Raw genomic sequence first — 24,018 nt, forward strand, 5'->3', positions numbered from 1 at the left:
ACGCTAGTGCGCGGCGCGCCGCTTGCGGCGTCATTCGTCGCGTTCCCACGGCCATCGCGGGCGACCGGCGCGCGTGCGCACGAGAGCGATTCCGCCCCATCCGGCCACGAGTCCCGCGAGGGCGAGAACCACGCCCGGCCACCCGATCGCCACTCCGCCGGCTGCGGCGAACCCCGCGGCGGGGTCTCTGCCGCTGATCAGCGCACCGACGGCGACACCCACGACCTCGCCCAGATACGCGCACAGGGCGGTGCCCAGGGCGGTCCAGAACGTCGGATGCGGCGCCCGCAGTCCGAACCACAGGGCCGCCGCGAATCCACCCGTGGCCAGCAGCATCCCGATCACGCCGGGGATCTGCCCGAGCCCGGGCGTCTGGATGACGTCGGCGTCGAGGATCAGGCTCGTCAGCCCGAGGCCCGCGATGGCGAGCGCGACGAAGCCGACCACGGCGAACACCAGTGCGATGCCAGGGGCCACCGGGCCCCCGCCCGCACCGGCGTCGCGCGTCATCCTCAGGCGCGGTGCAGCTGCGGGCCGGCCTCGAGCGTGCGCTCGTACTCGCGCTGCGCCTCTTCGTTCAGCTCCGTGACGCGGCGCCCGCGCGCAGCGACCCACGCGCCGAACCAGATCGTCAGCTCGCGGCCGAGCACGAAGGCGACGATCGCCAGCGGCGCGAGCACCTCGGCTTCGAGGAGCTGTGCGCCCTCACGTTCGGTCAGCATCCAGAACGGCGCCTCGAAGAACGCGCCGAGGATGTGACCGGCGTAGGCGGCGAACCCGACGAGCAGGCCCCACACCACCCAGTGACCCCACCGGCCGCGGTTGATGACCGCGCCCAGGAGCCAGAACGCCAGGAAGAACACCACGACCGGCACCCACAGCGACCACGTGGTCAGCCCTGCCAATGCGGTCTCCGGCACGTCGGTGAGCTCGATGACCCCGTCGAGCAGCCCCAGGCCGAGTGCGGCCGCGAGGTACAGCACGGCGAAGACGAGAGCGGCGAGCAGGCCGATGGCGCCGGCGGCACCGCGGTTCCCGCGGGGCCGGGGGGCTTCGGGCGCCTGCACGAAGATCGGCTGCGCACCGGGGTAGGCCGAAGCCGACTGGGAGGCCGGCTGGGACGCCGGCTCGCTCGGGGTCACGACGGGCGCGGCGGCGACCTGCGTGGGGGTGTCGTCGGCGCGCACGTCGGCGCGGCGGGCGTCCTCCACGGGGATGTCGTCGGCGCGCGTGGACTCGTCGGCCGACGCGGCGTACATCGCCCAGCGGTCGTCGTCGGGTTCGTCCTCGACGCGCTCCTGGACGACCACGGTCTCTTCCACCACGACGGTCTCGGGCGCGTCGGCGGGACGGTCGGGCTCGGTCTGCTCGGCGGGAAGGTCTGCGCGCGCGGCTTCGGCCTCGGCGAGCCCCTCCCGTGCGCGGCCGACCACGTCGGCGTCGCGCTCGGCGTCCGTCGGTTCGTCGACAGGGTCGCCGTACGACGATCTGGGGTCACTCATCGCCAGCACTCCTCACGCGGGGTGGATCCCCGCTGTGCGAGGGTAACGCGCGTGCCCCGCGTGCTTCGGGAGGCGTGCCGTCGTGTGTCGATGTCGTATGAGGATGTCGGTCGCGATCCGCCCTCAGGTCCCCTCCGGCTGGGCGGGGAAGACGCGGGACGCGACCTGGGTGCTGTAGTCCTCGGGCAGCCAGTCGTCCAGGACGCTGAAGAGCCACACATCACCGCGCAGATCGTGCACCTCCCTGACGGTGCCGCGGGCGCGCTCGCAGCGGGCGGCGCCGTCCTCGAGGGTGCAGTCGAACCCCTCCGCGGCCAGTGCGGCGTGGGCGACCGGCGCGGTGTCCACCGGCACCGTCGCCACGGTCGTGGACACCGAGCGACCGTCGCCGGTGCGCCACGTGCACGTGAAGCGCACGGCCGGGGTCAGCGCCGTGGCCAGCGCGGAGGCGGTGGCCGGCGGATCGGTGTTCTGCGACAGCAGGACGTCGGGCGTCCAGGTGAGCTCGGCCCACAGCGGATCCGGATACAGGTCGCGGCAGTCCGTGGCCGGCGCCGCGTCGGTGGCGGCATCCCCCGCCCCGTCGGCGGAGGGCGTGGCCGTGGCACCGCGCAGCATGGCCCCGATCATGTCGACCGCTCCCGGGACGCCGGGCGCGGCCAGCCACAGCAGGGCCGCGATCACCGCTGCGCACAGCACTCCGGCCGGCCACGCGACCCACAGGCTGCGCCCGCTCACCCGCGCCATGGCATCCCCTCCCCGGCCACGGTAAGCGCTGCGGCGCGGCGAACCGGAGTGCCACGCCAGGGGACGACGAAGGCCCCGGCCGCTGCGGCGTGCGCAGGGACCGGGGCCTTCGAGGCGATCAGTTGTAGGTGCCGGGCGTGAAGTCGTCCGTCGAGAAGCTGTCGAAGTCGACGTAGCTCAGGTCGGCGTCGCTGTACGCGCCGTCCGAGGCGAAGATGCGGTTGGGGTACCGCTCGCTCTTGGCCTCCTCCGTCGCCTCGACCGTGACGTTGCGGTACTTCGCAAGTCCGGTTCCGGCGGGGATGAGCTTTCCGATGATGACGTTCTCCTTGAGGCCGACGAGCGGGTCGCTCTTGCCCTCCATGGCCGCCTGCGTCAGGACGCGGGTGGTCTCCTGGAACGATGCCGCCGACAGCCACGACTCCGTCGCGAGCGACGCCTTCGTGATACCCATCAGCTCGGGGCGGCCCGACGCGGGGCGCTTGCCCTCGGCCACGGTCTCCCGGTTGATGTTCTGGTACTTCTTGAAGTCGACCAGCTCGCCCGGGAGCAGCGTCGTGTCGCCGTGGTCGACCACGGTGACCTTCCGCAGCATCTGGCGCACGATGACCTCGATGTGCTTGTCGTGGATCGGCACACCCTGGGAGCGGTACACGCCCTGGACGCCGTTGACGAGGTACTTCTGCACCTCGCGGGCACCCTGCACGCGCATGACCTCCTTGGGGTCGAGCGTTCCGACCAGGAGGGGCTGACCCACCGAGACGTGCTGGCCGTCCTCGACCAGAAGCGTCGCGCGCTTGAGGACGGGGTACACGACCGGCTCGTCGCCGTTGTCGGGCGTGAGGATGACCTTCTTGGCCTTGTCGGTCTCGTCGATCACGATGCGGCCGTCGGCCTCCGCGATCGGCGAGGCACCCTTGGGGGTACGCGCCTCGAAGAGCTCCTGCACACGGGGAAGACCCTGCGTGATGTCCTCCGCCGACGCCGACCCACCGGTGTGGAAGGTGCGCATCGTCAGCTGCGTGCCGGGCTCACCGATCGACTGGGCGGCGATGATGCCCACGGCCTCACCGATGTCGACCATCTTGCCGGTGGCCAGCGAGCGGCCGTAGCACTTCGCGCACACACCGACCGCCGAGTCGCACGTCAGGACCGAGCGGACCTTGATGTTCTCGACGCCCGCCTCGACGAGCTTGTTGATGAGCACGTCGCCCACGTCGTCGCCGGCCTCGGCCAGGACCGTGCCCTGCGCGTCGACCACGTCGGACGAGAGGGTACGGGCGAACACCGAGTTCTCGACGTTCGCGTCCTTGACGAGCGTGCCATCGGCACCGGCCGCGGCGATCGGGAGCTCGAGGCCCTTCGACGTGCCGCAGTCCTCCTCGCGGATGATGACATCCTGCGAGACGTCCACCAGACGACGCGTGAGGTACCCCGAGTCGGCCGTACGGAGGGCCGTGTCGGCCAGACCCTTACGGGCACCGTGCGTCGCGATGAAGTACTCCGCCACCGACAGACCCTCGCGGTACGAGGAGATGATCGGACGGGGGATGATCTCACCCTTGGGGTTGTTCACCAGGCCTCGCATACCGGCGATGTTCCGGATCTGCAGCCAGTTACCACGCGCTCCCGAGGACACCATGCGGTTGATGGTGTTGTCCTCCGGGAAGTTGTCGCGCATCGCCTTCTGGACCTCGTCGGTCGCTTCGGTCCAGATCTTGATGAGCTCCTGACGACGCTCGGCGTCGGTGGTGAGGCCCTTCTCGTACTGCGCCTGGACCTTCGCGGCCTGCTTCTCGTAGCCGGCGACGATCTCCTTCTTGTTCGGAGGCGTCAGGATGTCGCTGAGCGCCACCGTCACACCCGAACGCGTGGCCCAGTAGAAGCCGGCGTCCTTGATGCGGTCGAGGGTCGCGGCGACCTCCACCTTGGGATACTCCTCGGCCAGCTTGTTGACGATCTGCGACAGCTTGCCCTTGTCGGCCTGCTCCCGCACGAACGGGTAGCCCTTGGGGAGCGTGTCGTTGAAGATCGCCTGGCCGAGCGAGGTGTCCACGAGGCCGTGGCGCTCGTAGCCCTCGGGGGCCTGGCCCTCGAGGAAGCTCAGCCCCGGGATGCGGATGCGGACCTTGGCCTGCAGGTCGAGGGTGCCCTCGTCCTTGGCCAGGATCGCCTCGCCGACCGAGCCGAACACGCGGCCCTCGCCGGTCGCGCCCTCCTTGAGCGTGGTCAGGTGGTGCAGGCCGATGATCATGTCCTGCGAGGGCAGGGTCACCGGGCGGCCGTCCGACGGCTTCAGGATGTTGTTCGACGCGAGCATCAGGATGCGGGCCTCGGCCTGGGCCTCGACCGACAGCGGCAGGTGCACGGCCATCTGGTCACCGTCGAAGTCGGCGTTGAACGCCGCGCACACGAGCGGGTGCAGCTGGATGGCCTTGCCCTCCACGAGCTGCGGCTCGAACGCCTGGATGCCCAGGCGGTGCAGCGTGGGCGCACGGTTCAGCAGCACGGGACGCTCGCGGATGATCTCCTCGAGCACGTCCCACACCTCGGGGCGCGTACGCTCCACGGCGCGCTTGGCGGCCTTGATGTTCTGCGAGTGACCGAGGTCGATGAGGCGCTTGATCACGAACGGCTTGAACAGCTCCAGCGCCATCTGCTTGGGCAGACCGCACTGGTGCAGCTTCAGCTGGGGACCGACGACGATGACCGACCGGCCCGAGTAGTCCACGCGCTTGCCGAGCAGGTTCTGGCGGAACCGGCCCTGCTTGCCCTTGAGCATGTCGGACAGCGACTTCAGCGCACGGTTTCCCGTGCCGGTGACCGGGCGACCGCGGCGGCCGTTGTCGAACAGCGCGTCGACGGCCTCCTGCAGCATCCGCTTCTCGTTGTTGACGATGATCTCGGGGGCACCGAGGTCGATCAGGCGACGGAGGCGGTTGTTGCGGTTGATCACGCGGCGGTACAGGTCGTTGAGGTCGCTGGTCGCGAAGCGGCCACCGTCCAGCTGCACCATCGGGCGCAGCTCCGGCGGGATCACCGGAACGACGTCGAGCACCATCGAGGCCGGGCTCATGCCGGTCTGCAGGAACGAACTGACGACCTTCAGGCGCTTGATCGCACGGATCTTGCGCTGGCCCTTGCCCTCGGAGATCTGCAGGCGCAGGTTCTCGGCCTCGGCCTGCAGGTCGAACGCCTCCAGGCGCCGCTTGATCGACTCCGCGCCCATGTGGGCCTCGAAGTACTGACCGAACCGGTCCTGCAGCTCGTGGAAGACGTCGTCCTCGGGCTTGAGCGTGCCGACCTCGAGCGTGCGGAAGTCCTCCCACACGCGCTCGAGCTTGGCGATCTGCTCGTCGGCGCCCTTGCGGATCTGGGACATCTCCTTCTCGGCGGCGTCCTTGACCTTCTTCTTCTGGTCGGCCTTGGCACCTTCCGCCTCGAGAGCGGCGAGCTCCTCCTCCAGCTTGGCCAGGCGGGCCGCGATCTTGGAGTCGCGACGGTCGCCGAGCGTCTTCAGCTCGAGACGGATGTTGTTCTCCTGCGTGGGGAGGTCGCGGTGACGCGCATCCTCATCGACGGAGATGACCATGTAGGCGGCGAAGTAGATGACCTTCTCGAGGTCCTTCGGAGCCATGTCCAGCAGGTACCCCAGGCGCGAGGGGACGCCCTTGAAGTACCAGATGTGGGTCACGGGTGCGGCGAGCTCGATGTGGCCCATGCGCTCGCGGCGGACAGAGGACTTGGTGACCTCCACGCCGCAGCGCTCGCACACGATGCCCTTGAAGCGCACGCGCTTGTACTTGCCGCACGCGCACTCCCAGTCGCGGGAGGGTCCGAAGATCTGCTCGCCGAAGAGACCGTCCTTCTCCGGCTTGAGCGTGCGGTAGTTGATGGTCTCGGGCTTCTTGACCTCGCCGTAGGACCAACGACGGATGTCGTCAGCCGTAGCCAGGCCGATGCGAAGCTGATCGAAAGTGGTTGATTCGAGCACTACTTCTCCTGTGTCGGAATTCTGCTGTTTGCCTGGCCGGGTCAGATCTCGTCGATGGACGAGGACTCGAAGCGGCTGGAGATGTTGATGCCGAGCTCTTCCGCCGCGCGGAAGGCGTCGTCATCCGTGTCGCGGAGGTTGACCGCGGTGCCGTCGGCCGAGAGGACCTCGACGTTCAGGCAGAGCGACTGCATCTCCTTCATGAGGACCTTGAACGACTCGGGGATCCCGGGCTCCTGGATGTTCTCGCCCTTGACGATCGCCTCGTACACCTTGACGCGGCCGAGGATGTCGTCGGACTTGATCGTGAGGAGCTCCTGGAGCGCGTAGGCGGCACCGTATGCCTCGAGTGCCCACACCTCCATCTCACCGAAGCGCTGACCGCCGAACTGCGCCTTACCACCGAGCGGCTGCTGGGTGATCATCGAGTACGGACCGGTCGAGCGGGCGTGGATCTTGTCGTCGACGAGGTGGTGCAGCTTCAGGATGTACATGTAGCCGACCGAGACCGGTGCCGGGAAGGGGTCTCCCGAGCGTCCGTCGAACAGCAGCGTCTTGCCCGAGGAGCCGATGAGGCGCTCTCCGTCGCGCGTGGGGAGGGTCGAGTCCAGCAGACCCGCGATCTCGTCCTCGCTGGCACCGTCGAACACCGGGGTGGCGACCTTCGTGCCGGGAGCTGCCTCGAAGGCCTGCTCGGGCAGGCGCACAGCCCACTCCGGGGTGCCCTCGACCTTCCAGCCCTGCTGCGCGATCCAGCCGAGGTGAAGCTCCAGCACCTGGCCGAAGTTCATGCGGCCGGGGATGCCCAGCGGGTTGAGCACGACGTCGACGGGGGTGCCGTCGGCGAGGAAGGGCATGTCCTCCACGGGCAGGATCTTCGCGATGACGCCCTTGTTGCCGTGGCGTCCGGCGAGCTTGTCACCCTCGGTGATCTTGCGCTTCTGGGCGATGTAGACCACGACGCGGCGGTTGACGCCCGAGCCGAGCTCGTCGTCGCCGTCCTCGGCGTTGAACTCCTTGACCGCGATGATCGTGCCCTGCTCACCGTGGGGCACCTTCAGCGACGTGTCGCGGACCTCGCGGCTCTTCTCGTTGAAGATCGCGCGCAGCAGGCGCTCCTCGGCGGAAAGCTCGGTCTCGCCCTTGGGCGTGACCTTGCCGACGAGGATGTCGCCGGGGCGGACCTCGGCGCCGATGCGGACGATGCCGCGCTCGTCGAGGTCCTTCAGCAGGTCGGGGCTGACGTTGGGGAGGTCACGGGTGATCTCCTCCTTGCCGAGCTTGGTGTCGCGGGCGTCGACCTCGTACTCCTCGATGTGGATCGAGGAGAGGGTGTCGTTCTTGACGAGCTCCTGGCTGAGGATGATCGCGTCTTCGAAGTTGTGACCCTCCCACGTCATGAACGCCACGAGGAGGTTCTTGCCCAGGGCCAGCTCGCCGTTCTGCGTCGCGGGGCCGTCGGCGATGACCTCGCCGGCCTCCACGCGCTCACCGGCCGAGACGACCACGCGCTGGTTGTAGGACGTGCCCTGGTTGGAGCGGTCGAACTTGCGCAGGAAGTAGTCCTGCGTGCCGCCCTCGTCCAGCTGCACCGTCACGACGTCGGCCGAGACCTCCATCACGACACCGGGCTTCTCGGCGGTGATGACATCGCCCGCGTCCACCGCGGCGTAGCCCTCCATACCGGTACCCACCAGCGGCGAGTCGCTGCGCACCAGCGGAACGGCCTGACGCTGCATGTTCGCACCCATGAGGGCGCGGTTGGCGTCGTCGTGCTCGAGGAACGGGATGAGCGAGGTCGCCACCGACACCATCTGGCGCGGCGAGACGTCCATGTAGCCGATCTCGTCGGCGGGGATGAGGTCGACCTCGCCGCCGATCTTGCGGGCGAGGACGCGGTCCTCCTGGAAGTGACCGTCGGCCTTGAGCGGCGCGTTGGCCTGGGCGACGATGAAGTCGGCCTCTTCGCTCGCCGTCAGGTAGTCGATCTGGTCGGTGACCCGGCCGTCGACGACCTTGCGGTACGGGGTCTCGATGAAACCGAACGCGTTGATGCGCGCGAAGGACGCGAGCGAGCCGATCAGGCCGATGTTCGGGCCTTCCGGGGTCTCGATCGGGCACATGCGGCCGTAGTGCGAGGGGTGCACGTCACGGACCTCGACGCCGGCACGCTCACGCGACAGACCACCCGGGCCCAGCGCCGACAGGCGGCGCTTGTGGGTCAGGCCCGCGAGCGGGTTGTTCTGGTCCATGAACTGCGACAGCTGGCTGGTTCCGAAGAACTCCTTGATCGCGGCGACGACGGGGCGCACGTTGATCAGGGTCTGCGGCGTGATCGCCTCGATGTCCTGCGTCGTCATGCGTTCGCGCACGACGCGCTCCATCCGGGACAGGCCCGTGCGGACCTGGTTCTGGATGAGCTCGCCGACCGCACGGATGCGGCGGTTGCCGAAGTTGTCGATGTCGTCGGTGTCCAGACGGATGTCGGCCGGCTTGCCGCCGCGCAGACCCGGGAAGGTCTCGTCGCCGCGGTGCAGGCGGACGAGGTACTTGATGGTCGCGACGATGTCGTCCACCGTCAGCACCGAGTCGCTCAGCGGCAGGTCGAGGCCCAGCTTCTGGTTGATCTTGTAACGACCCACCTTCGCCAGGTCGTAGCGCTTGGAGTTGAAGTAGAAGTTGTCCAGCAGCGCGCGGGCGGCCTCGGCGGCGACCTGCTCGCCCGGACGGAGCTTGCGGTAGATGTCGCGGAGCGCGTCCTCCTTGGTGAGGATCGTGTCCTTGCTCAGGGTGTCTTCGATCGAGTCGAACCCGGAGAACTCCGCGAGGATGTCTTCGCTCGTGAGGCCCAGGGCCTTGAGGAAGACGGTGACCGACTGCTTGCGCTTGCGGTCGATGCGCACACCGACCTGGTCGCGCTTGTCGATCTCGAACTCCAGCCACGCACCGCGGCTGGGGATGATGCGGGCCGACACGATGTCCTTGTCGGAGGTCTTGTCGGGGGTCTTGTCGAAGTACACGCCCGGCGAGCGGACGAGCTGCGAGACCACGACACGCTCGGTGCCGTTGATGATGAAGGTGCCCTTGCCCGTCTGCAGCGGGAAGTCGCCCATGAAGACCGTCTGGGTCTTGATCTCACCGGTCTGGTGGTTCATGAACTCGGCCTCGACGTACAGCGGGGCGGCGTAGGTCTTGCCGCGCTCCTTGCACTCCTCGATCGAGTACTTCTCCGGCTCCAGGTACGGGTTCGTGAACGACAGCTGCATCGTCTCGCTGAGGTCCTCGATCGGAGAGATCTCCTCGAAGATCTCCTCGAGACCGCTGATCTCCGGCACATCCGTGCGACCGGCGGCCTTGGCCTCGGCGACGCGTGCCTTCCACGCCTCGTTGCCGACGAGCCAATCGAAGGACTCGGTCTGCAACGCGAGAAGGTCGGGGACCGTCAGCGTGTCGGAGATTTTCGCGAACGAAAGCCGGGATGCTCCGCGGCCGTTCTTAGGGGTGGTGGTGGGGTTGGATGCGTTGCGCGCAGCAGCCAAGGGAATAACCTCCGCAGAGCCCGGTGAGGGCTCGTGATTTCCTTGTCGTCAGGGTGGAGTGCTCCCGGCCCCGAAACCTGACGCGTCGCACACCGCGAGAGCGGGGACGCGCAGGAACAGCCGACCACCATATGAGGGCAGGGGAAAGGGGAGCGCAAACAGCAACTATACGACGGATGACGCGCCGTGTCCAGCGGCATTCTTGACGCGTTCCGTCACGTGCGGTATAACCGCGAGCGACCTGGCCGGTATTCCGCCTCGCACGGCGCGGGCGCGTCAGGGCAGCGGGCGGGCGTGGCGGAAGCGCACGCGCGTGCCGGGGCGCGCTTGGGCGAGGGCGTCCAGCGCCGCCTCGGTCGCCACGGCGATGACGGGGTAGCCGCCGGTGACCGGGCCGTCGGCGAGCAGGATCGTGGGGCGCCCGGACGGCGGCACCTGAAGGGCGCCGGGGATCATCCCCTCGCTGGGCAGCTCTCCCCCGCGGACGCGTTCGAGCTCCGTTCCGTCCAGGCGCATCCCCACCCGGTCGGCGGCGGCGGAGACCGTCCACTCCTCCTCGAAGAGGGCGCGGGAGGCGGATGCGGCGAACCAGTCTGTCCGCGGGCCCGGCGCGAGCTCGACCTCGATCCGCTCGTCGGCGGCGGCACCCCATGGCGCGAGGTCGGCGGCGGGGACCGGTGCGGCCGGCGTGGGCCCGGTGGCGAGCATGTCGCCCGCGCGGAGCGGCGCCGGGCCGATCCCGGCCAGGACGTCGGTGGCGCGGGAGCCGGCCACCGGGGCCACGTCGATGCCGCCGCGCACCGCGAGGTAGGCCCGCGCGCCGGAGGCGAACGGACCGACGTGCAGCTCCGCGCCGGCCGGCCACGCCGCGGCGGTGTGCGGGTCGACGGAGTGCCCGCCGATCGTGATCGGTCCGGTCGCGCCGGCCACCGCCATCCATCCGTCCCGCCCGGCCACCGCGCGGAAGCCGCCCATCGTGATCTCGACCCCGGCCGCGCCCTCGGCGTTGCCGACGAGGCGGTTCGCGCGGCGCAGCGCCGCCCGGTCCAGCGCGCCGGAGCGGGCGATCCCCAGCGCCGCGTGCCCTGGCCGGCCCAGGTCCTGCACGGTGGCGAGCAGGCCGGGCTCGACGACGCGCAGCCCACCCTCCGCCGAGACACCACTTTCCGACTGAGACACCCGGCGTCGCCCGGTGTCTCGGACGGAAAGTGGTGTCTCACCCCGGACGGGGCTGGCGGGGACGAAGCGCACGCGCGCACCGGGGGGCAGCAGGACGGGCACGTCGGCGGATGCGTCGAACAGGGGCGCGTCCGTCGTGCCGATGAGGCGCCACCCGCCGGGCGTCTCGCGCGGGTACGCGCCCGAGAATGCCCCCGCCAGGCCCACCGCGCCGGCCGGAACGCGCGTGCGGGGGGACGCCAGCCGGGGCACGTCGAAGGCCCACTGCGGGCTCACGAGGTACCCGAACCCGGGGGCGAACCCGGAGAATGCGACCGACCACTGCGCGCCGCGGTGTCGCGCGACGAGTTCGGCCGCGCTCATGCCGAGCAAATCGGCGGTCTCCGCCAGGTCGGGTCCGTCGTAGCGGATCGGCACCTCCACGACCGGGCCGGCGGGCCTGGCCGCCGCCGCCGCATCCGCGCCCGCCGAGCGGATCCACGCGCGCACGACGGAACCCGGAACCACGCCCGGGTCGAACGTCACGAGCACCGTCCGGGCCGCCGGCACGACGTCGACGACCCCGCGGGGGCGGGATGCGTGCAGCGCCGCCGACAGCGCCAGCACGTCGGCGAGCGACTCGACCTCGGCCAGCACCGCCCGCTCCCCCATCGGCCGCAGCAGGGCGCTCACCATGCCGTGCTCACCATGCCGTGCTCACCATGGCGCGCGCACCGCGACGCCCTCCGCCTCCAGCGCCGTCCGCACCGCGCGGGCCATCGCCACCGCGGCGGGGGTGTCGCCGTGCAGGCACAGGGACGCGGCATCGGTGGCGACCAGTGCGCCGTCCACCGCCGCCACCACCCGCTCCCGCACGAGGCGCACGGCCCGTTCCGCCACGGCGGCCGGATCGTGCAGCACGGCCCCGGCCACGGCGCGGGACACGAGCCCGCCGTCGGCGGTGTAGGCGCGGTCCAGGAACGCCTCCCGCACGAACGGCAGTCCGGCCGCCGCCGCGGCTCGCGCGATCTCGCCGCCCAGGCCCAGTAGCGGCACCGCGCGCCCCACACGCGCCGCCAGGTCTGCCACCGCGGCCGCGACCGCGCGGGCCTGCCCGGGGTCGACGGTGACGGCGTGGTACAGCGCGCCGTGCGGCTTGACGTAGCGCAGCTCCGCGCCCGCCTCCGCCAGCGCCGCCAGCTGCGCCGCGACCTCGGCGCGCAGCTGCGCCGGCTCGGGGGACCGCGGCGTGCGGCCGAAGTCATCCGGGTCGGGATAGGAGGGATGGGCCCCCACCGCGACACCGAACCGGGCGGCGCGGGCGACCGCGTCGCGCATGGACGCGGCATCCCCGGCATGTCCGCCGCATGCGACGCTCGCGCTGGAGACGACGGCGAACATCGCCTCGTCGTCGGCCGTCGGCACGCCCGCGACCGTCTCGCCCAGGTCGGCGTTGAGGTCGATCGTGCGCATGGCGACCACGCTACCGGCGCGGCCGGCGCCGGCAGCGGTCACGGGTGCGTGACGATGTGCATCCGGGGGTGCGGCGACACCGTGCGGCGGGCAGGATGGACGGATGACTCCCGCCGCGCCGCTGTTGTCCGTCCGCGACCTCGCCGTCGACTTCGCCACGATCGACGGACCCGTGCGCGCCGTCGACGGCGTCGACTTCGACATCGCCGCCGGCGAGACCGTGGCGATCGTCGGCGAATCCGGCTCGGGCAAATCCACCACCGCGATGGCGATCATCGGGCTGCTCGCTTCCGGCGGATCGGTGGCCCGCGGCAGCATCCTGCTCGACGGCGAAGACCTCACGGGCTTCGGCGAGGCGCGCATGCGGGAGGTGCGCGGGCGCGACATCGGCCTCGTGCCGCAGGACCCCATGTCCAACCTCAACCCCGTCGCCAAGGTCGGCACGCAGGTGGCCGAGACCCTCCTCGCCCACGGCATGGCGACGCGCTCGGACGTGCAGGACAGGGTCGTCGAGACGCTCGAGGCGGCCGGCCTCCCGGATGCCGCCGCCCGCGCCAAGCAGTATCCGCACGAGTTCTCCGGCGGGATGCGCCAGCGGGCGCTCATCGCGATCGGGATGGCGTGCAAGCCGCGTCTGCTCATCGCCGACGAACCCACGAGCGCCCTGGACGTCACGGTGCAGCGGACGATCCTGGACCAGATCGACCGAATGACCACGGAGCTGGGCACATCCGTGCTGCTCATCACGCACGACCTCGGGCTCGCCGCGGAGCGGGCCGCCCGCGTCATCGTGATGCACCGCGGGCGCGTGGTCGAGCAGGGGCCGGCGCGGCAGATCCTGGAGGCTCCGCAGCATCCGTACACGAAGTCCCTCGTCGCGGCGGCGCCGTCGGTGGCCGCCGTCCGGCTGCGCCCCGAGGCCTTCCGCGCCCGCACCCTCGAGGTCGCGGGCGAGCCGGCCGCGGCACGCGACGACGTCGTCGTCATCGAGAACCTCACGAAGGTGTACCCGACCCGCGGGCGCGGGGAGGACTTCCGCGCCGTCGACGACGTGTCCCTGTCGATCCCGCGCGGGGAGACCGTCGCGATCGTGGGCGAGTCGGGATCGGGGAAGACCACGACGGCCCGGATGCTGCTGAAGGTCATCGAACCCACCAGCGGCAGCATCCGCTACGAGGGGCAGGACGTCACGACCCTCAAGGGCGCGGCGCTGAAGGACTTCCGGCAGAAGGTGCAGCCGATCTTCCAGGACCCCTACTCGAGCCTGAACCCCATGTTCACGATCGAGCGGATCATCGAGGAGCCGCTGACCTTCTACAAGCGCGGTTCCTCGAAGGAGCGATCGGCGCGCGTGCGCAAGCTCATGGACGACGTCGCGCTGCCGCAGTCGATGCTGCGCCGGTACCCGTCTGAGCTGTCCGGCGGGCAGCGCCAGCGCGTCGCGATCGCGCGGGCCCTCGCCCTCTCCCCCGAGGTGGTCGTGTGCGACGAGCCGGTGTCGGCGCTGGACGTGCTCGTGCAGGACCAGATCCTCACGCTCCTGGGCGACCTGCAGCGCGAATACGGCCTGAGCTACCTCTTCATCTCGCATGACCTCGCCGTCGTCCGCCTCATCAGCGACTACGTGTGCGTCATGAAGGACGGCCGGCTCGTGGAGGCCGCATCCAGCGAGGAGATCTTCACCAACCCCCGTGACCCCTACACGCGGCGCCTGCTCGCCTCCATCCCCGGGAACGAGCTCGGCCTCACCGGCTGACCCTGCACCGTCCGTCGCTCCCCCCGGCGCCCGGCCCTACCCGGATTCGCGAGACTGCAGCCCACCGGCGAGACAGCGACATAATGTCGAGGTCTCGCCGGTGGCGTGCGGTCTCGCGGATGGGGCCGGGGCGGGTCGGGCCGGTCGGGCCGGGGCGCCGGGGGTCAGCGGGCGCGGGTGCGGGGGTCCATCGCTTCGCGGAGGGATTCGCCCAGGAGCGTGAAGCCCAGGGCCGTCACGGCGATGCAGATGCCGGGGAGGAACGCCAGCCACGGGGCGATCGCGAGCTCGGACTGGGCGTAGGTGAGCATGCGGCCCCACTCGGCCGTCTGCGGCAGCCCGCCGCCCAGGCCCAGGAACGACAGCGCGGCGGCGTCGATGACGGCCGTCGCGAGGGTGAGCGTCCCCTGCACGATGACGGGCCCGAGGCTGTTGGGCAGCACGTGGCTCATCGTGATCGACCGGCGCGAGAGGCCGAGCGTCTGCGCCGACAGCACGTAGTCGGCGCCGCGCTGCTGCAGCATCGACGCGCGCAGCAGGCGCGCGAACACCGGCACCTGGGATGCTCCGATCGCGATCATGATCGCGAGCTGGCTCTGCCCCAGGATCGCCGCGATCGACACCGCCAGCAGCAGGTTCGGCACCGACAGGAGGATGTCGACGAAGCGCATGACGAGGTTGTCGACCCACCCGCCGAAGGTCCCCGCGATCAGGCCCAGCAGCATCCCGCCGAGCAGGCCGAACGCCGTGGAGATGATGCCGATCTGCAGCGACGCCTGCGCGCCCCAGATGAGCTTGGACAGCACGTCGCCGCCGAAGCGGTCCAGGCCCAGCGGGAACTGCGGGAGCTCGCCGGGGCCCGGGATGTCGGTGGGCGTGATGTAGCGCTGGCCGGGGAGGGACTCGGCCGGATACGGCGCGAGCAGGGGTGCCAGCAGCGCGACGAGGAGGAACAGCGCGACGATGACGGCGCCGATCCACGCGGTCGGGTTGCGCCGCAGGCGCCGGAACACGTCGCGCCAGAAGCCGCCGCGGGTCTTCGCCCCGAGGAGGGCGGTGTCGACGATCGCGTTGTCGTCGACCGGCCCGCCGCTGGGGGCCGGGGGCAGGATGCTGGAGCTCACTGCACTCTCACTCTCGGATCGATCACGCTGTACGACACATCCACGAGCAGGTTGATGAGGGCGTACAGGATCGCGATGAAGATGATGAAGCCCTGGAGCACCGGGAAGTCGCGCGTGAAGATGGCGCGCGCGAGGAACTGCCCGATGCCGGGGAAGGCGAACACCGTCTCGGTGAGCACCGCCCCGGAGATGAGGAGCCCGGCCTGCAGGCCCACGGTGGTGACCACCGGCAGCATGGCGTTGCGCAGGATGAAGCGGTTGCGCAGCGTCGACTGGCCGATGCCCTTGGCCCGGCCGGTGCGCACGTAGTCGGCGTTCTGCACGTCCAGCACCGAGGCGCGCGTGATGCGGACGATGATCGCGAGCGGGATCGTCCCCAGCGCGAGCGCCGGCAGCACGAGGTGCAGGAGCGCATCCCACGCCGCGTCGAACTCGCCCGTGATCAGGCCGTCCAGGACGTACAGGTTCGTGTAGTGCGTCGCGTCGATGCGCGGGTTCTGCCGCCCGTCGGAGGGGAGCCAGCCCAGCTGCACCGCGAAGACGTACTTGAGGATGAAGGCGAGGAAGAACACCGGGATCGTGATGCCGACGAGGCTCAGCACGACGGCGATGTGATCCCACGCCTTGCCGTGCTTGCGGGCGGCCCAGTATCCCAGCGGGATGCCGATGCCCACGGCGATGATGAGCGCCGCGATGGAGAGCTCCAGGGTCGCCGGGAAACGGCGGAAGAACTCCTCCAGCACGGGCCGGCCGGTCTGGATGGACGAACCGAAGTCGCCGGTGAGGAGGCGCCCGAGCCACGTGAAGTACTGCACGTACAGCGGCTCGTTGAAGCCGTACAGCTCGTTGATGCGCTCGACGGCCTCCGGTGTCGCGCGCTCACCCAGGAGCGCGACGGCCGGGCCGCCGGGAAGCGCGCGGACCCACAGGAACAGCAGGACGGACAACCCGAAGAGGGTGGGGATGAGCAGGAGCAGACGCCTGCCGATGGTGCGTAGCACGGGGACTCCGGAGTCGGGGAGGGCACGGATGCAGCGACCCGGGCGCCGCGAAGAGGCCCGGGTCGCTGCGTCCGCTACGTCACTCGGACAGTTCGATCATGTTGTAGACCTCGTCCTGCACGGGGCTGGCGGGGTACGACACGACACGCTCGGCGAACGCGAGGGTGGGCACCGGGCTTGCCAGCGGCACGCCGGGCAGGAACTGCGCGATCTGCTCGTTGACGTCCTGGTAGGCCGGCTCCTGCTCGTCCACGCTCGCCAGTCCGCGCGCCTCCGTGAGGGCGGCGAACAGCTCCGGGTTGTCGAAGCCCCACTCGCTCGAGGGCGCACCGAAGAAGGTGCCCACGAAGTTGTCGGGGTCGTTGTAGTCGCCCGTCCACCCGAGGAGGTGGATGCCGTGGTCCGAGCCGCCCTGGATGAGGTCGAGGTACTCGGCCCACTCGTTGGAGACGGGGTTGAGCACGATGCCCACCGCCTCCAGCTGCGACTGCAGGTTCGTGAAGATCTGCTCCGGGTTGGGCATGTACGGGCGGGAGATGTTGACCGGGTAGTTGAAGGTCAGCGTCAGCGGGCTCGCCTCGCTGAACCCGGCCTCGGCCAGCAGCGTCTCGGCCGCTTCGGGGTCGTACTCGTACGTCGTGACGTCGTCGTTGAAGCCGATCACGCTGTCGGGCATGAACTGCTCGGCGATCTCGGTGCCCTCCGGCAGCACCTGGCTGACCAGCTGCTCCTTGTCGATGGCGTGGGCGATCGCCTGGCGGACGCGGATGTCCGACAGCGCGGGGTCGGCGGAGTTCATGCCGAGGTACAGGACGTTGAACGGATCGCGGTTGACCAGCGTGAAGCCGGCGTCCTCCAGCGCGCCGAGGTCTGCGGGGGCGACGAGGTCGTAGCCGTCGATCGATCCCGACTCCAGTGCCTGGCGGCGGGCGGTGGTGTCGCCGATCACGCGGAAGATGACCTCTTCGACCTGGCCCTGCTCGCCCCAGTAGTCCTCGTATGCCGTGACGGTGGTCTCCGAGCCCGGCTCCCACGAGTCGAACATGAAGGGGCCGGTGCCGGTGGGATGCGCCGTGGCGTACTCGCTGAGCGTGGGCGCCTCGGAGGTGCCCCCGACGTCGTCGGCGTTGTACTCCTCCAGCGCAGCCGGGCTCTGCATCGCGAACGCCGGCAGCGAGAGGGCCGCGATGAAGCCGGCGAACGGCTGCGACAGGTTGACCGTGACCTCGGTGTCGCCGACGACCTCGCAGCTGTCGTAGATGGAGGTGCCGGTGTCGGCGTAGCCGCGCATGATCTTGCCCCAGTAGTACGAGAGGCTCTCGCTCTGCGCGATCCCGGTGAAGTTGTTCTGGCGGTCGAAGTTGAAGCACACCGCATCCGCGGTGAACTCCGTGCCGTCGTGGAAGGTCACGCCCTCCTTGAGCTGGAAGGTGTAGGACAGTCCGTCCTCGGACTGCTCCCAGCTCTCGGCCAGCAGCGGCGCGGGGTCGGCCGTGCCCGGCTCGACGCCGACGAGGCCTTCGAAGATCTGGCGGGAGATGCGGAACGACTCGCCGTCGCTCGCGAACGCGGGGTCCAGGCTCGAGGGGTCTCCGGATGCGCCGAAGACGAACGTGGAATCGACATCGCCGGAGGCGGTCTCTTCCCCGCCGCCGCCGTCACGCTGACTGGAGCAGGCGGAGAGGGCGAGCGCCCCGATCGCGACCGCAGCCGCGCCGGTGAGCAGGCGTCGTCTCATCGTGTGTGCCATGTGGTGTGCACCTTCCATGTGGGGAATGGCGGACCGATCGCGAGGTACGTCTGCGTGCCCCGCAGGCTCGGTTGTGCCGATCTACCGACCGTACCCGTCCAGGGCCCTTCGACCCATGGCCGGTGTGTATCGATCTTGTTTCGACCACGACGCCCCGCCGCGTGGCCCCGGCTAGCGTGGGGGGATGGCCCGTGCCCGCGTCGAACCAGCCGAGATCGCTTCGGCGCGCCTGTCGGACGGGACGATCGCCCGCGTGGTGCCCTCCCCGTACACGACCGGCTACGAGCTCGTCGTCGACGGGACGCCGCAGTCGCACGTCGACCTCGACGACCCCACGCACCTGCACTTCGAGTACGTCGCCCGCATGGGCGCGGTCATCGACCGGCTGCGGCTGCCCGGGCAGCCGCTGACCGCCGTGCACCTGGGCGCCGGCGCGCTGACCCTCGCGCGCTACGTCGAGGCGACGCGCCCAGGGTCGCGGCAGCAGGTGATCGAGCTCGAGCAGCCTCTCGTCGAGCTCGTGCGCTCGACGCTGCCGCTGCCGCGGGGAGCGTCGATCCGCGTGCGCATCGGAGACGCGCGCGCCGGCCTCGCGCGCCTGCCGCAGGGCATGGTGGGCGCGGTCGACCTGCTCGTGAGCGACGTGTTCGCCGGCGCGCAGACCCCCGCGCACCTCACCACGACGGAGTTCTACCGCGAGGCGGCGCGCCTCCTCTCCCCCGACGGCGTGCTGCTGGTCAACGTCGCCGACGGGGCGGGACTCGCGTTCGCCCGCCGCCAGGTGGCGACGGTGCGGGCCGTGCTCCCGGATGTGGCGGTGCTCGCCGAGGTGCAGGTGCTCAAGGGCCGGCGTTTCGGCAACCTCGTGATCGCGGCATCCCCCGCCCCCCTGCCGGTGGAGTGGCTGCCGCGCCTGATGGCGGCGGGCCCCCACCCGGCGAAGGTGGCCCACGGGGCCGAGCTCGACGAGTTCGCCCGTGCCGCCCGGCCCGCCACCGACGCCGACGCGACCCCCTCCCCCAAGCCCACGTCGTCGCTGTTCGAGCGCTGACCCCGGCGTGCCTTCCGCCGCCCGGCGGCGCGCTGGCACAGACTGGATCCAGCGCGCCGAGAGGCGCGCACGACGTAAGTCGCGAAGGGAGACGACGATGAGCTACATCCGCGGATACGACCCGGACACGCTCCGTGAGATCGTCGACCTGCGCGAGTGCCAGGAGCGTCTGGATGAGATCGGCCCGCAGCGGAGCCTCCCGGCTCTGCTCGAGCGCGTATGGCTGCTGAAGGTGCTGGGGCGTCTGGACGAGGCCCTGGTCATCTCCGAGCAGTCGGTGCGCGTGGCCCGCATGGCCGGTACGCGCAAGGATCTCCTGCGCGCCCGCATCCTGCACGCGACCGTCCTCCAGGCCCGCGGTGCGCTGCCGGCGGCGATGCAGGAGCTCACCACGTGCGCCGAAGAGGCCGAGGGCGCCGAGTGGTCGGGCATCGCCGCATTCGCACTCCAGCACCGCGGCAAGGTGTCGTACGACGCCGGCGACTACGACGAGGCGCGCACCGACTTCAAGCGCGCCCTGTTCCTGCGTCAGGACGCCGGCGCGGCCGACGAGCAGCTCGAATCCACGCTGCTGGCCATCGACGCGGCCGACCGCCGTCGCTCGCGCACCTCGGTCGCCAGCTGACTGTCGGCGGCCTGCTCTACGCTCGTCGGTCATGTCGGATCTGCAGCGGGTGCGCACGTGGGCGGAGGCACTGATCTCCCTCCACCTGGATGCGACGTGGTCGTTCGGCTTCGACAACGCCAAGCGGCGCGCGGGCCTGTGCGACTACACGCGGCGGCGCATCAGCGTGTCGCGCTACCTCGCCGCCCGCTACGACGACGACACGAACCACCAGACCCTGCTGCACGAGGTGGCGCACGCCGTCGCGGGCCCCGCCGCCGGCCACGGACCGCAGTGGAAGCGCGTGGCCCGCGACCTCGGCTACACCGGCGGCACGACCCACTCGGGCGAGACGGCGACCGAACTGGCGCCGTGGGTGGGGGTGTGCCCGGCGGGGCACGTGGCCTACCGGCATCGCCGCGCGACGCGTCCGACCTCGTGCGCCAAGTGCGCCCCGCAGTTCGATCCGCGCAACGCCTTCACGTGGTCGCGCCGGGAGATCACCCCCGCCACCCGGCTCGCCGCCCAGACCCCCCGGTGACCGCGCCGCACCTCAGGGCGGCGGCGCGCTCGCGAAACGGCCGCGCCCGAGCAAGGATGAGGCATGCGCATCCTGCTGAAGCTCGTGATCGACTGCGACGCCGATGCGGCCTGGCGCGCGCTGCACTCGCCGCGGGCGGTCGCCGAGCTGTACGGACCCCTCCTGGCCATGCAGCCCCTCGCGACGCCCCCCACCGCGTGGGAGGCCGGCAGCGACCTGCCCGTGCAGCTCTCCCTCGCCGGCGCGGTGCCGATGGGCCGCCAGCTGATCTCCGTGAGCGATCGCACGACCTCCGATGCGCACGGCCCCGTGCGGGTGTTCCGCGACAGCGGCATCCCGTTGACGGGCCCGCTGTCGAGCCTGGACGTGTGGGATCACCAGATGGCGGTCTCCCCCGCACCGGGCGACCCGGCCCGCACCCTGTGGCGCGACCGCCTTGTGATCGGCGGTCCGACCGCCCCGCTGCTGTGGCCCGCGCTGTGGTCGGCGTGGCAGTGGCGCGCCGCCCGCATCCGCGCGCTGGCCCCCACGTGGGCGCACGACCCCGAGACGCGCGCCGACCCACCCGGGGAGGGCGGATGACGGCGGCGATCGTCCGCCCGGCACGCCCCGGCGACGAGGGCGGCGTCGCGCGCGTGCACGTGCAGTCCTGGCGCGAGGCGTACACCGGCCGCATTCCCGCGTCACTCCTGGACCGCATGGACGTCGCCCGCTACACCGAGCGGTGGGGCGAGATCCTCGGGGGCCGCCACGCGCCGGGCGAGCCGACGGGGCGGTCGTGGGTGGCAGTGCTTGATGACGAGATCATCGGGTTCTCCACCTCGGGGCCCTGCCGCGACCCCGACCGCCGGCTGGAGGATCTCGAGCTGTACGCGATCTATCTGCGCGCCGCGCACTACGGCTCGGGCACCGGATCGGCCCTGCTGGAGGCGGCTCTCGGCGACCGCCCCGCGACGCTGTGGGTGCTCGAGGACAATCCGCGCGCGCAGGCCTTCTACGCCAAGCACGGCTTCGCCTTCGACGGTGCGCTGCGCCAGGACGCCCGGTGGGGCGAGGTCCTGCACGAGGTGCGGATGGCGCGCTGAGGCGCCGCTCCCCCCGTCCGCTCTCCGCGGCTTACCCGCCGCCGCCCGCGGCGCCTCCGGTCGCCCGAACTCCTCAAACTCGGGACGGCATCGCCCCGATCCCCCTGCCCCGCGCATCTCAGGCCCGGTTCTTGAGGAGTTCGGGCGGCCGTCGGCGCGGCCGAAACCCGCTCCCGCGCTTCCCGGCCGCGCCCCCGCGACCGTCAGCCCGCGCGGCGCAACACGGCCCGAAGCTCGGTGCGCCCGATGCTCTCGGGGACCGGGAGCGGAGCCACACTTTGCCGAACTCCTCGACATCGAGCCCCCGCCGGCTCGGAGAGCCCGTTTCGGCACCTTCCGGCTCGCGCGTTGAGGAGTTCGGAAGACGCGGACGGCGCGGGGCACGTCCGCGTCGCCCCTCGGCGCCGCTACTCCGCGAGCGCCTGCACGGGGGTGACGCGCGTGGCGAGCCGCGTGGGCACGACCGCGGCCACGAGCGTGAGCAGCGCGGTGGCGCCGACGACCACGAGCATCGGCACGAGCGGGATCGACGGCCACACGAACGTGGGCGATGACCACGCCGGCGGCATCGCGATCGAGCCGAGGAGCGACTGCGCACCGGCCCAGCCGTACAGGATCCCCAGCACGAGACCCGTCGCCAGCGCCGCGACGGTGATGTGCGCGGCCTCCCGCAGCACCATCCCGCGCACCTGACCGCTGGAGACGCCGAGCGCGCGCAGCAGACCCAGTTCGCGCCGGCGCTGGACGACGCCGATCGTGAGGAGGTTCACCAGTCCCACCGCGGCGATGACGGCACTGACGCCCACCAGGACCATCATGACCGCCGAGAACGTGTCGATGAGGGCTGCGAACTCCGGCTCCAGCGTCCCGCCGCCGGAGATGCGGATCATGGTCTTGACCGACTCCAGCGCGACGGCGAACATCACCACGAGCGTCACGCCCATGACGACGCCGATCGCCATGCGCGACGAGCGCTCGGGGTAGCGGAGGGCGTTCTCAGCGGCGAGCCGGGCGGTCGCCGACCGCCCGAACGCGCGGCCCACCAGCCGCAGCACGGGGGGCATCACGAGCGTCGCACCCAGCGCGAGTCCCGTGAACGACAGGATGCCGCCGAAGAACGCCACGACCACGCCCAGCGGGGAGACGAGCCCGGCGAGGATGCCGAGCACGAGGAGCGCGGCACCGGTCAGCAGCAGCGCGAGCGCCGTGCGGTTGCGGCCCGTCCGCTGCGCGACGGCCTCGTGCGAGGCCTCGACCGCGCCGCCCAGCGCCTGCAGGGGCGTGACCTTCAGCACGCGGCGCGACCCGGCCCACGCCGCCGCCCACGTCGTGAGCGTGACGGCCACCGCCGGCGCCACCAGCGCCGGCTGGATGATGCCGTCGTCCACCTCGCCGGGGAGCCCCAGCAGGTCGACGGCGAGCGCGGCGCCCGCGAGCGACAGCACGGTGCCCACGAGCAGGCCCGCGAACGCACCGAGAGCGCCGACCCCGAGCCCCTGCCGCGCGATCTCCGCCCGCTGCGAGCGCGCCGAGGCGCCGATGAGGCGCAGCAGGGCGATGCGGCGCGTCCGCCCGGCCACGACGGTGGCGAACGTGTTGGCCGTCACGATCGCCGCGACGTACACCGCGACGCCGAGGAGGAGAACGGCGAGGATGAGGACCACGACCTCGAGCGTCCCGCTCCCGGCGAGATACGGGTCGGCGCGCAGCACCGCGCCGATGAACGTCGTGGTGGCCAGGAGGACGACCCCGAACGCGCTGGAGAGGGCGGCGACGAGGATGCTGGCACCCATGCCGCGTTCGCGCAGCCACGCGATGCGCCCCCGGGCGGGCATCCGCAGCTCCTCCGTGACGACGCTCATGCCTGCACGCCCGCGTCGGCGGCGAGCATGTGCGCGGAGATCTGCTCGGCGGTCTGCGGCGGCTTGTCGGCGACGATCCGGCCGTCGCCGAGGAACAGCACGCGGTCGGCGTAGGAGGCGGCGACGGGGTCGTGCGTGACCATGGCGATCGACTGACCGTGCGTGCGGCTCGCGGCCGCGAGCAGCTGGAGCACCTCGCGCCCGGAGCGCGAGTCGAGGTTGCCGGTGGGCTCGTCGGCGAAGACGAGGTCGGGTGCGGTCGCCAGGGCCCGCGCGATCGCGACGCGCTGCTGCTGCCCGCCGGAGAGCTCGTGGGGGCGGTGGTGCAGGCGAGGCGTCAATCCGAGGGTCTCGATGAGGCCGTCGATGCGGGCCCGCTCCAGCGCGGTGGGGCGCCGGCCGTCGAGGTCGAACGGCAGCAGGATGTTGCCGATCGCGTCGAGGGTGGGCACGAGGTTGAACGCCTGGAAGACGAATCCGACCCGCCGGCGGCGCAGGATCGTCAGCTCCAGATCGCCGAGCCCGGTGATCTCGGTGTCGCCGATCCACGCGCGGCCGGAGGTCGGGGCATCCAGGCCCGCCATGACGTGCATGAGGGTCGACTTGCCCGAACCCGAGGGGCCCATGATCGCGGTGAACTGCCCGCGCCGGATCCCCACCGAGACGCCGTCGAGGGCGCGGACGGCGCTCTCCCCGTCGCCGAAGGTCTTGGTGAGGTGCTGCACCCGGGCTGCCAGGCCCAGGTCGGTCGATGTGATCTCCATGCCCTCGAGGCTATGAACGGCGCGGTCCCCGGCGCGTCGGCCGTCGGGCTCATCCGCCTACATCCAG

At 71.2% G+C, this 24,018-nt stretch carries 18 protein-coding genes; 6 read left to right on the plus strand and 12 right to left on the minus strand.

Annotation, left to right across the window (positions count from 1 at the left end; translation table 11 throughout):
* Positions 1 to 30 precede the first annotated feature (30 nt).
* The 7 genes from E4V99_RS03980 to pxpA form a co-directional block, all read right to left on the minus strand.
* A complete protein-coding gene (locus tag E4V99_RS03980; RefSeq protein WP_135063289.1) occupies positions 31 to 477 on the minus strand; it encodes a hypothetical protein in 447 nt (148 codons plus the stop codon).
* A 35-nt stretch (positions 478 to 512) separates the two neighbouring features.
* On the minus strand, positions 513 to 1,502 hold the full coding sequence (locus tag E4V99_RS03985) for an ABC transporter (RefSeq protein WP_135063287.1): 990 nt from the start codon (positions 1,500 to 1,502) through the stop codon (positions 513 to 515).
* A 123-nt stretch (positions 1,503 to 1,625) separates the two neighbouring features.
* On the minus strand, positions 1,626 to 2,249 hold the full coding sequence (locus E4V99_RS03990; protein ID WP_135116492.1) for a hypothetical protein: 624 nt from the start codon (positions 2,247 to 2,249) through the stop codon (positions 1,626 to 1,628).
* Between the two features lie 118 nt (positions 2,250 to 2,367).
* Positions 2,368 to 6,243 carry a DNA-directed RNA polymerase subunit beta' gene (gene rpoC / locus E4V99_RS03995; protein WP_135063283.1) on the minus strand — a complete coding sequence of 1,292 codons (3,876 nt, stop codon included), beginning with the start codon at positions 6,241 to 6,243 and terminating at the stop codon, positions 2,368 to 2,370.
* Between the two features lie 41 nt (positions 6,244 to 6,284).
* Positions 6,285 to 9,782 carry a DNA-directed RNA polymerase subunit beta gene (rpoB, locus tag E4V99_RS04000; RefSeq protein ID WP_135063281.1) on the minus strand — a complete coding sequence of 1,166 codons (3,498 nt, stop codon included), beginning with the start codon at positions 9,780 to 9,782 and terminating at the stop codon, positions 6,285 to 6,287.
* 276 nt (positions 9,783 to 10,058) lie between these two features.
* A complete protein-coding gene (locus E4V99_RS04005; protein WP_135116493.1) occupies positions 10,059 to 11,636 on the minus strand; it encodes an urea amidolyase family protein in 1,578 nt (525 codons plus the stop codon).
* Between the two features lie 21 nt (positions 11,637 to 11,657).
* Positions 11,658 to 12,413 carry a 5-oxoprolinase subunit PxpA gene (gene pxpA, locus E4V99_RS04010; protein WP_135116494.1) on the minus strand — a complete coding sequence of 252 codons (756 nt, stop codon included), beginning with the start codon at positions 12,411 to 12,413 and terminating at the stop codon, positions 11,658 to 11,660.
* Positions 12,414 to 12,516: 103 nt separating this feature from the next.
* Between pxpA and E4V99_RS04015 the strand changes: the two genes are divergently transcribed.
* Positions 12,517 to 14,169 (plus strand): ABC transporter ATP-binding protein, encoded by a 1,653-nt coding sequence (locus tag E4V99_RS04015; protein WP_135063275.1) that lies wholly within the window; start codon positions 12,517 to 12,519, stop codon positions 14,167 to 14,169.
* Between the two features lie 164 nt (positions 14,170 to 14,333).
* On the opposite strand, the gene E4V99_RS04020 is transcribed toward E4V99_RS04015, so the two are convergent.
* The 3 genes from E4V99_RS04020 to E4V99_RS04030 all read right to left on the minus strand — a co-directional run bounded on the left by E4V99_RS04020 (position 14,334) and on the right by E4V99_RS04030 (position 18,044).
* Entirely contained in the window at positions 14,334 to 15,236 is a 903-nt protein-coding gene (locus E4V99_RS04020; protein WP_240742921.1) for an ABC transporter permease, read from the minus strand.
* Between the two features lie 53 nt (positions 15,237 to 15,289).
* A complete protein-coding gene (locus tag E4V99_RS04025; RefSeq protein ID WP_135063271.1) occupies positions 15,290 to 16,294 on the minus strand; it encodes an ABC transporter permease in 1,005 nt (334 codons plus the stop codon).
* Between the two features lie 79 nt (positions 16,295 to 16,373).
* On the minus strand, positions 16,374 to 18,044 hold the full coding sequence (locus E4V99_RS04030; protein ID WP_135063269.1) for an ABC transporter substrate-binding protein: 1,671 nt from the start codon (positions 18,042 to 18,044) through the stop codon (positions 16,374 to 16,376).
* A gap of 184 nt (positions 18,045 to 18,228) precedes the next feature.
* On the opposite strand from E4V99_RS04030, the gene E4V99_RS04035 reads away from it, so the two are divergent.
* The 5 genes from E4V99_RS04035 (at position 18,229) to E4V99_RS04055 (ending at position 21,325) form a co-directional block, all read left to right on the plus strand.
* Positions 18,229 to 19,095, plus strand: coding sequence for a fused MFS/spermidine synthase (locus tag E4V99_RS04035; protein WP_135116495.1), 867 nt, complete (start codon positions 18,229 to 18,231; stop codon positions 19,093 to 19,095).
* Positions 19,096 to 19,192: 97 nt separating this feature from the next.
* Positions 19,193 to 19,720: a tetratricopeptide repeat protein gene (locus E4V99_RS04040; protein WP_135063265.1), complete on the plus strand. Its 528-nt coding sequence runs from the start codon at positions 19,193 to 19,195 to the stop codon at positions 19,718 to 19,720.
* Positions 19,721 to 19,751: 31 nt separating this feature from the next.
* Positions 19,752 to 20,240: a SprT-like domain-containing protein gene (locus E4V99_RS04045; protein WP_135116496.1), complete on the plus strand. Its 489-nt coding sequence runs from the start codon at positions 19,752 to 19,754 to the stop codon at positions 20,238 to 20,240.
* A 63-nt stretch (positions 20,241 to 20,303) separates the two neighbouring features.
* Positions 20,304 to 20,822 (plus strand): hypothetical protein, encoded by a 519-nt coding sequence (locus E4V99_RS04050; RefSeq protein WP_135116497.1) that lies wholly within the window; start codon positions 20,304 to 20,306, stop codon positions 20,820 to 20,822.
* The gene (locus tag E4V99_RS04055; RefSeq protein ID WP_135063259.1) at positions 20,819 to 21,325 is read left to right on the plus strand and encodes a GNAT family N-acetyltransferase; all 507 of its coding nucleotides are present in this window, start codon (positions 20,819 to 20,821) and stop codon (positions 21,323 to 21,325) included. Before E4V99_RS04050 ends, E4V99_RS04055 begins: the two co-directional genes overlap by 4 nt.
* Positions 21,326 to 21,732: 407 nt before the next feature.
* Here E4V99_RS04055 and E4V99_RS04060 read toward each other — a convergent pair whose 3' ends face one another.
* Together E4V99_RS04060 and E4V99_RS04065 are read right to left on the minus strand one after the other, a co-directional pair.
* Entirely contained in the window at positions 21,733 to 23,187 is a 1,455-nt protein-coding gene (locus E4V99_RS04060; RefSeq protein WP_245233115.1) for an ABC transporter permease, read from the minus strand.
* A complete protein-coding gene (locus E4V99_RS04065) occupies positions 23,184 to 23,951 on the minus strand; it encodes an ABC transporter ATP-binding protein (RefSeq protein WP_135063257.1) in 768 nt (255 codons plus the stop codon). Before E4V99_RS04065 ends, E4V99_RS04060 begins: the two co-directional genes overlap by 4 nt.
* Positions 23,952 to 24,018 lie beyond the last annotated feature (67 nt).

Origin of the sequence: Microbacterium sp. dk485, assembly GCF_004570445.1 — a bacterium.
Lineage (GTDB): Bacteria > Actinomycetota > Actinomycetes > Actinomycetales > Microbacteriaceae > Microbacterium > Microbacterium wangchenii.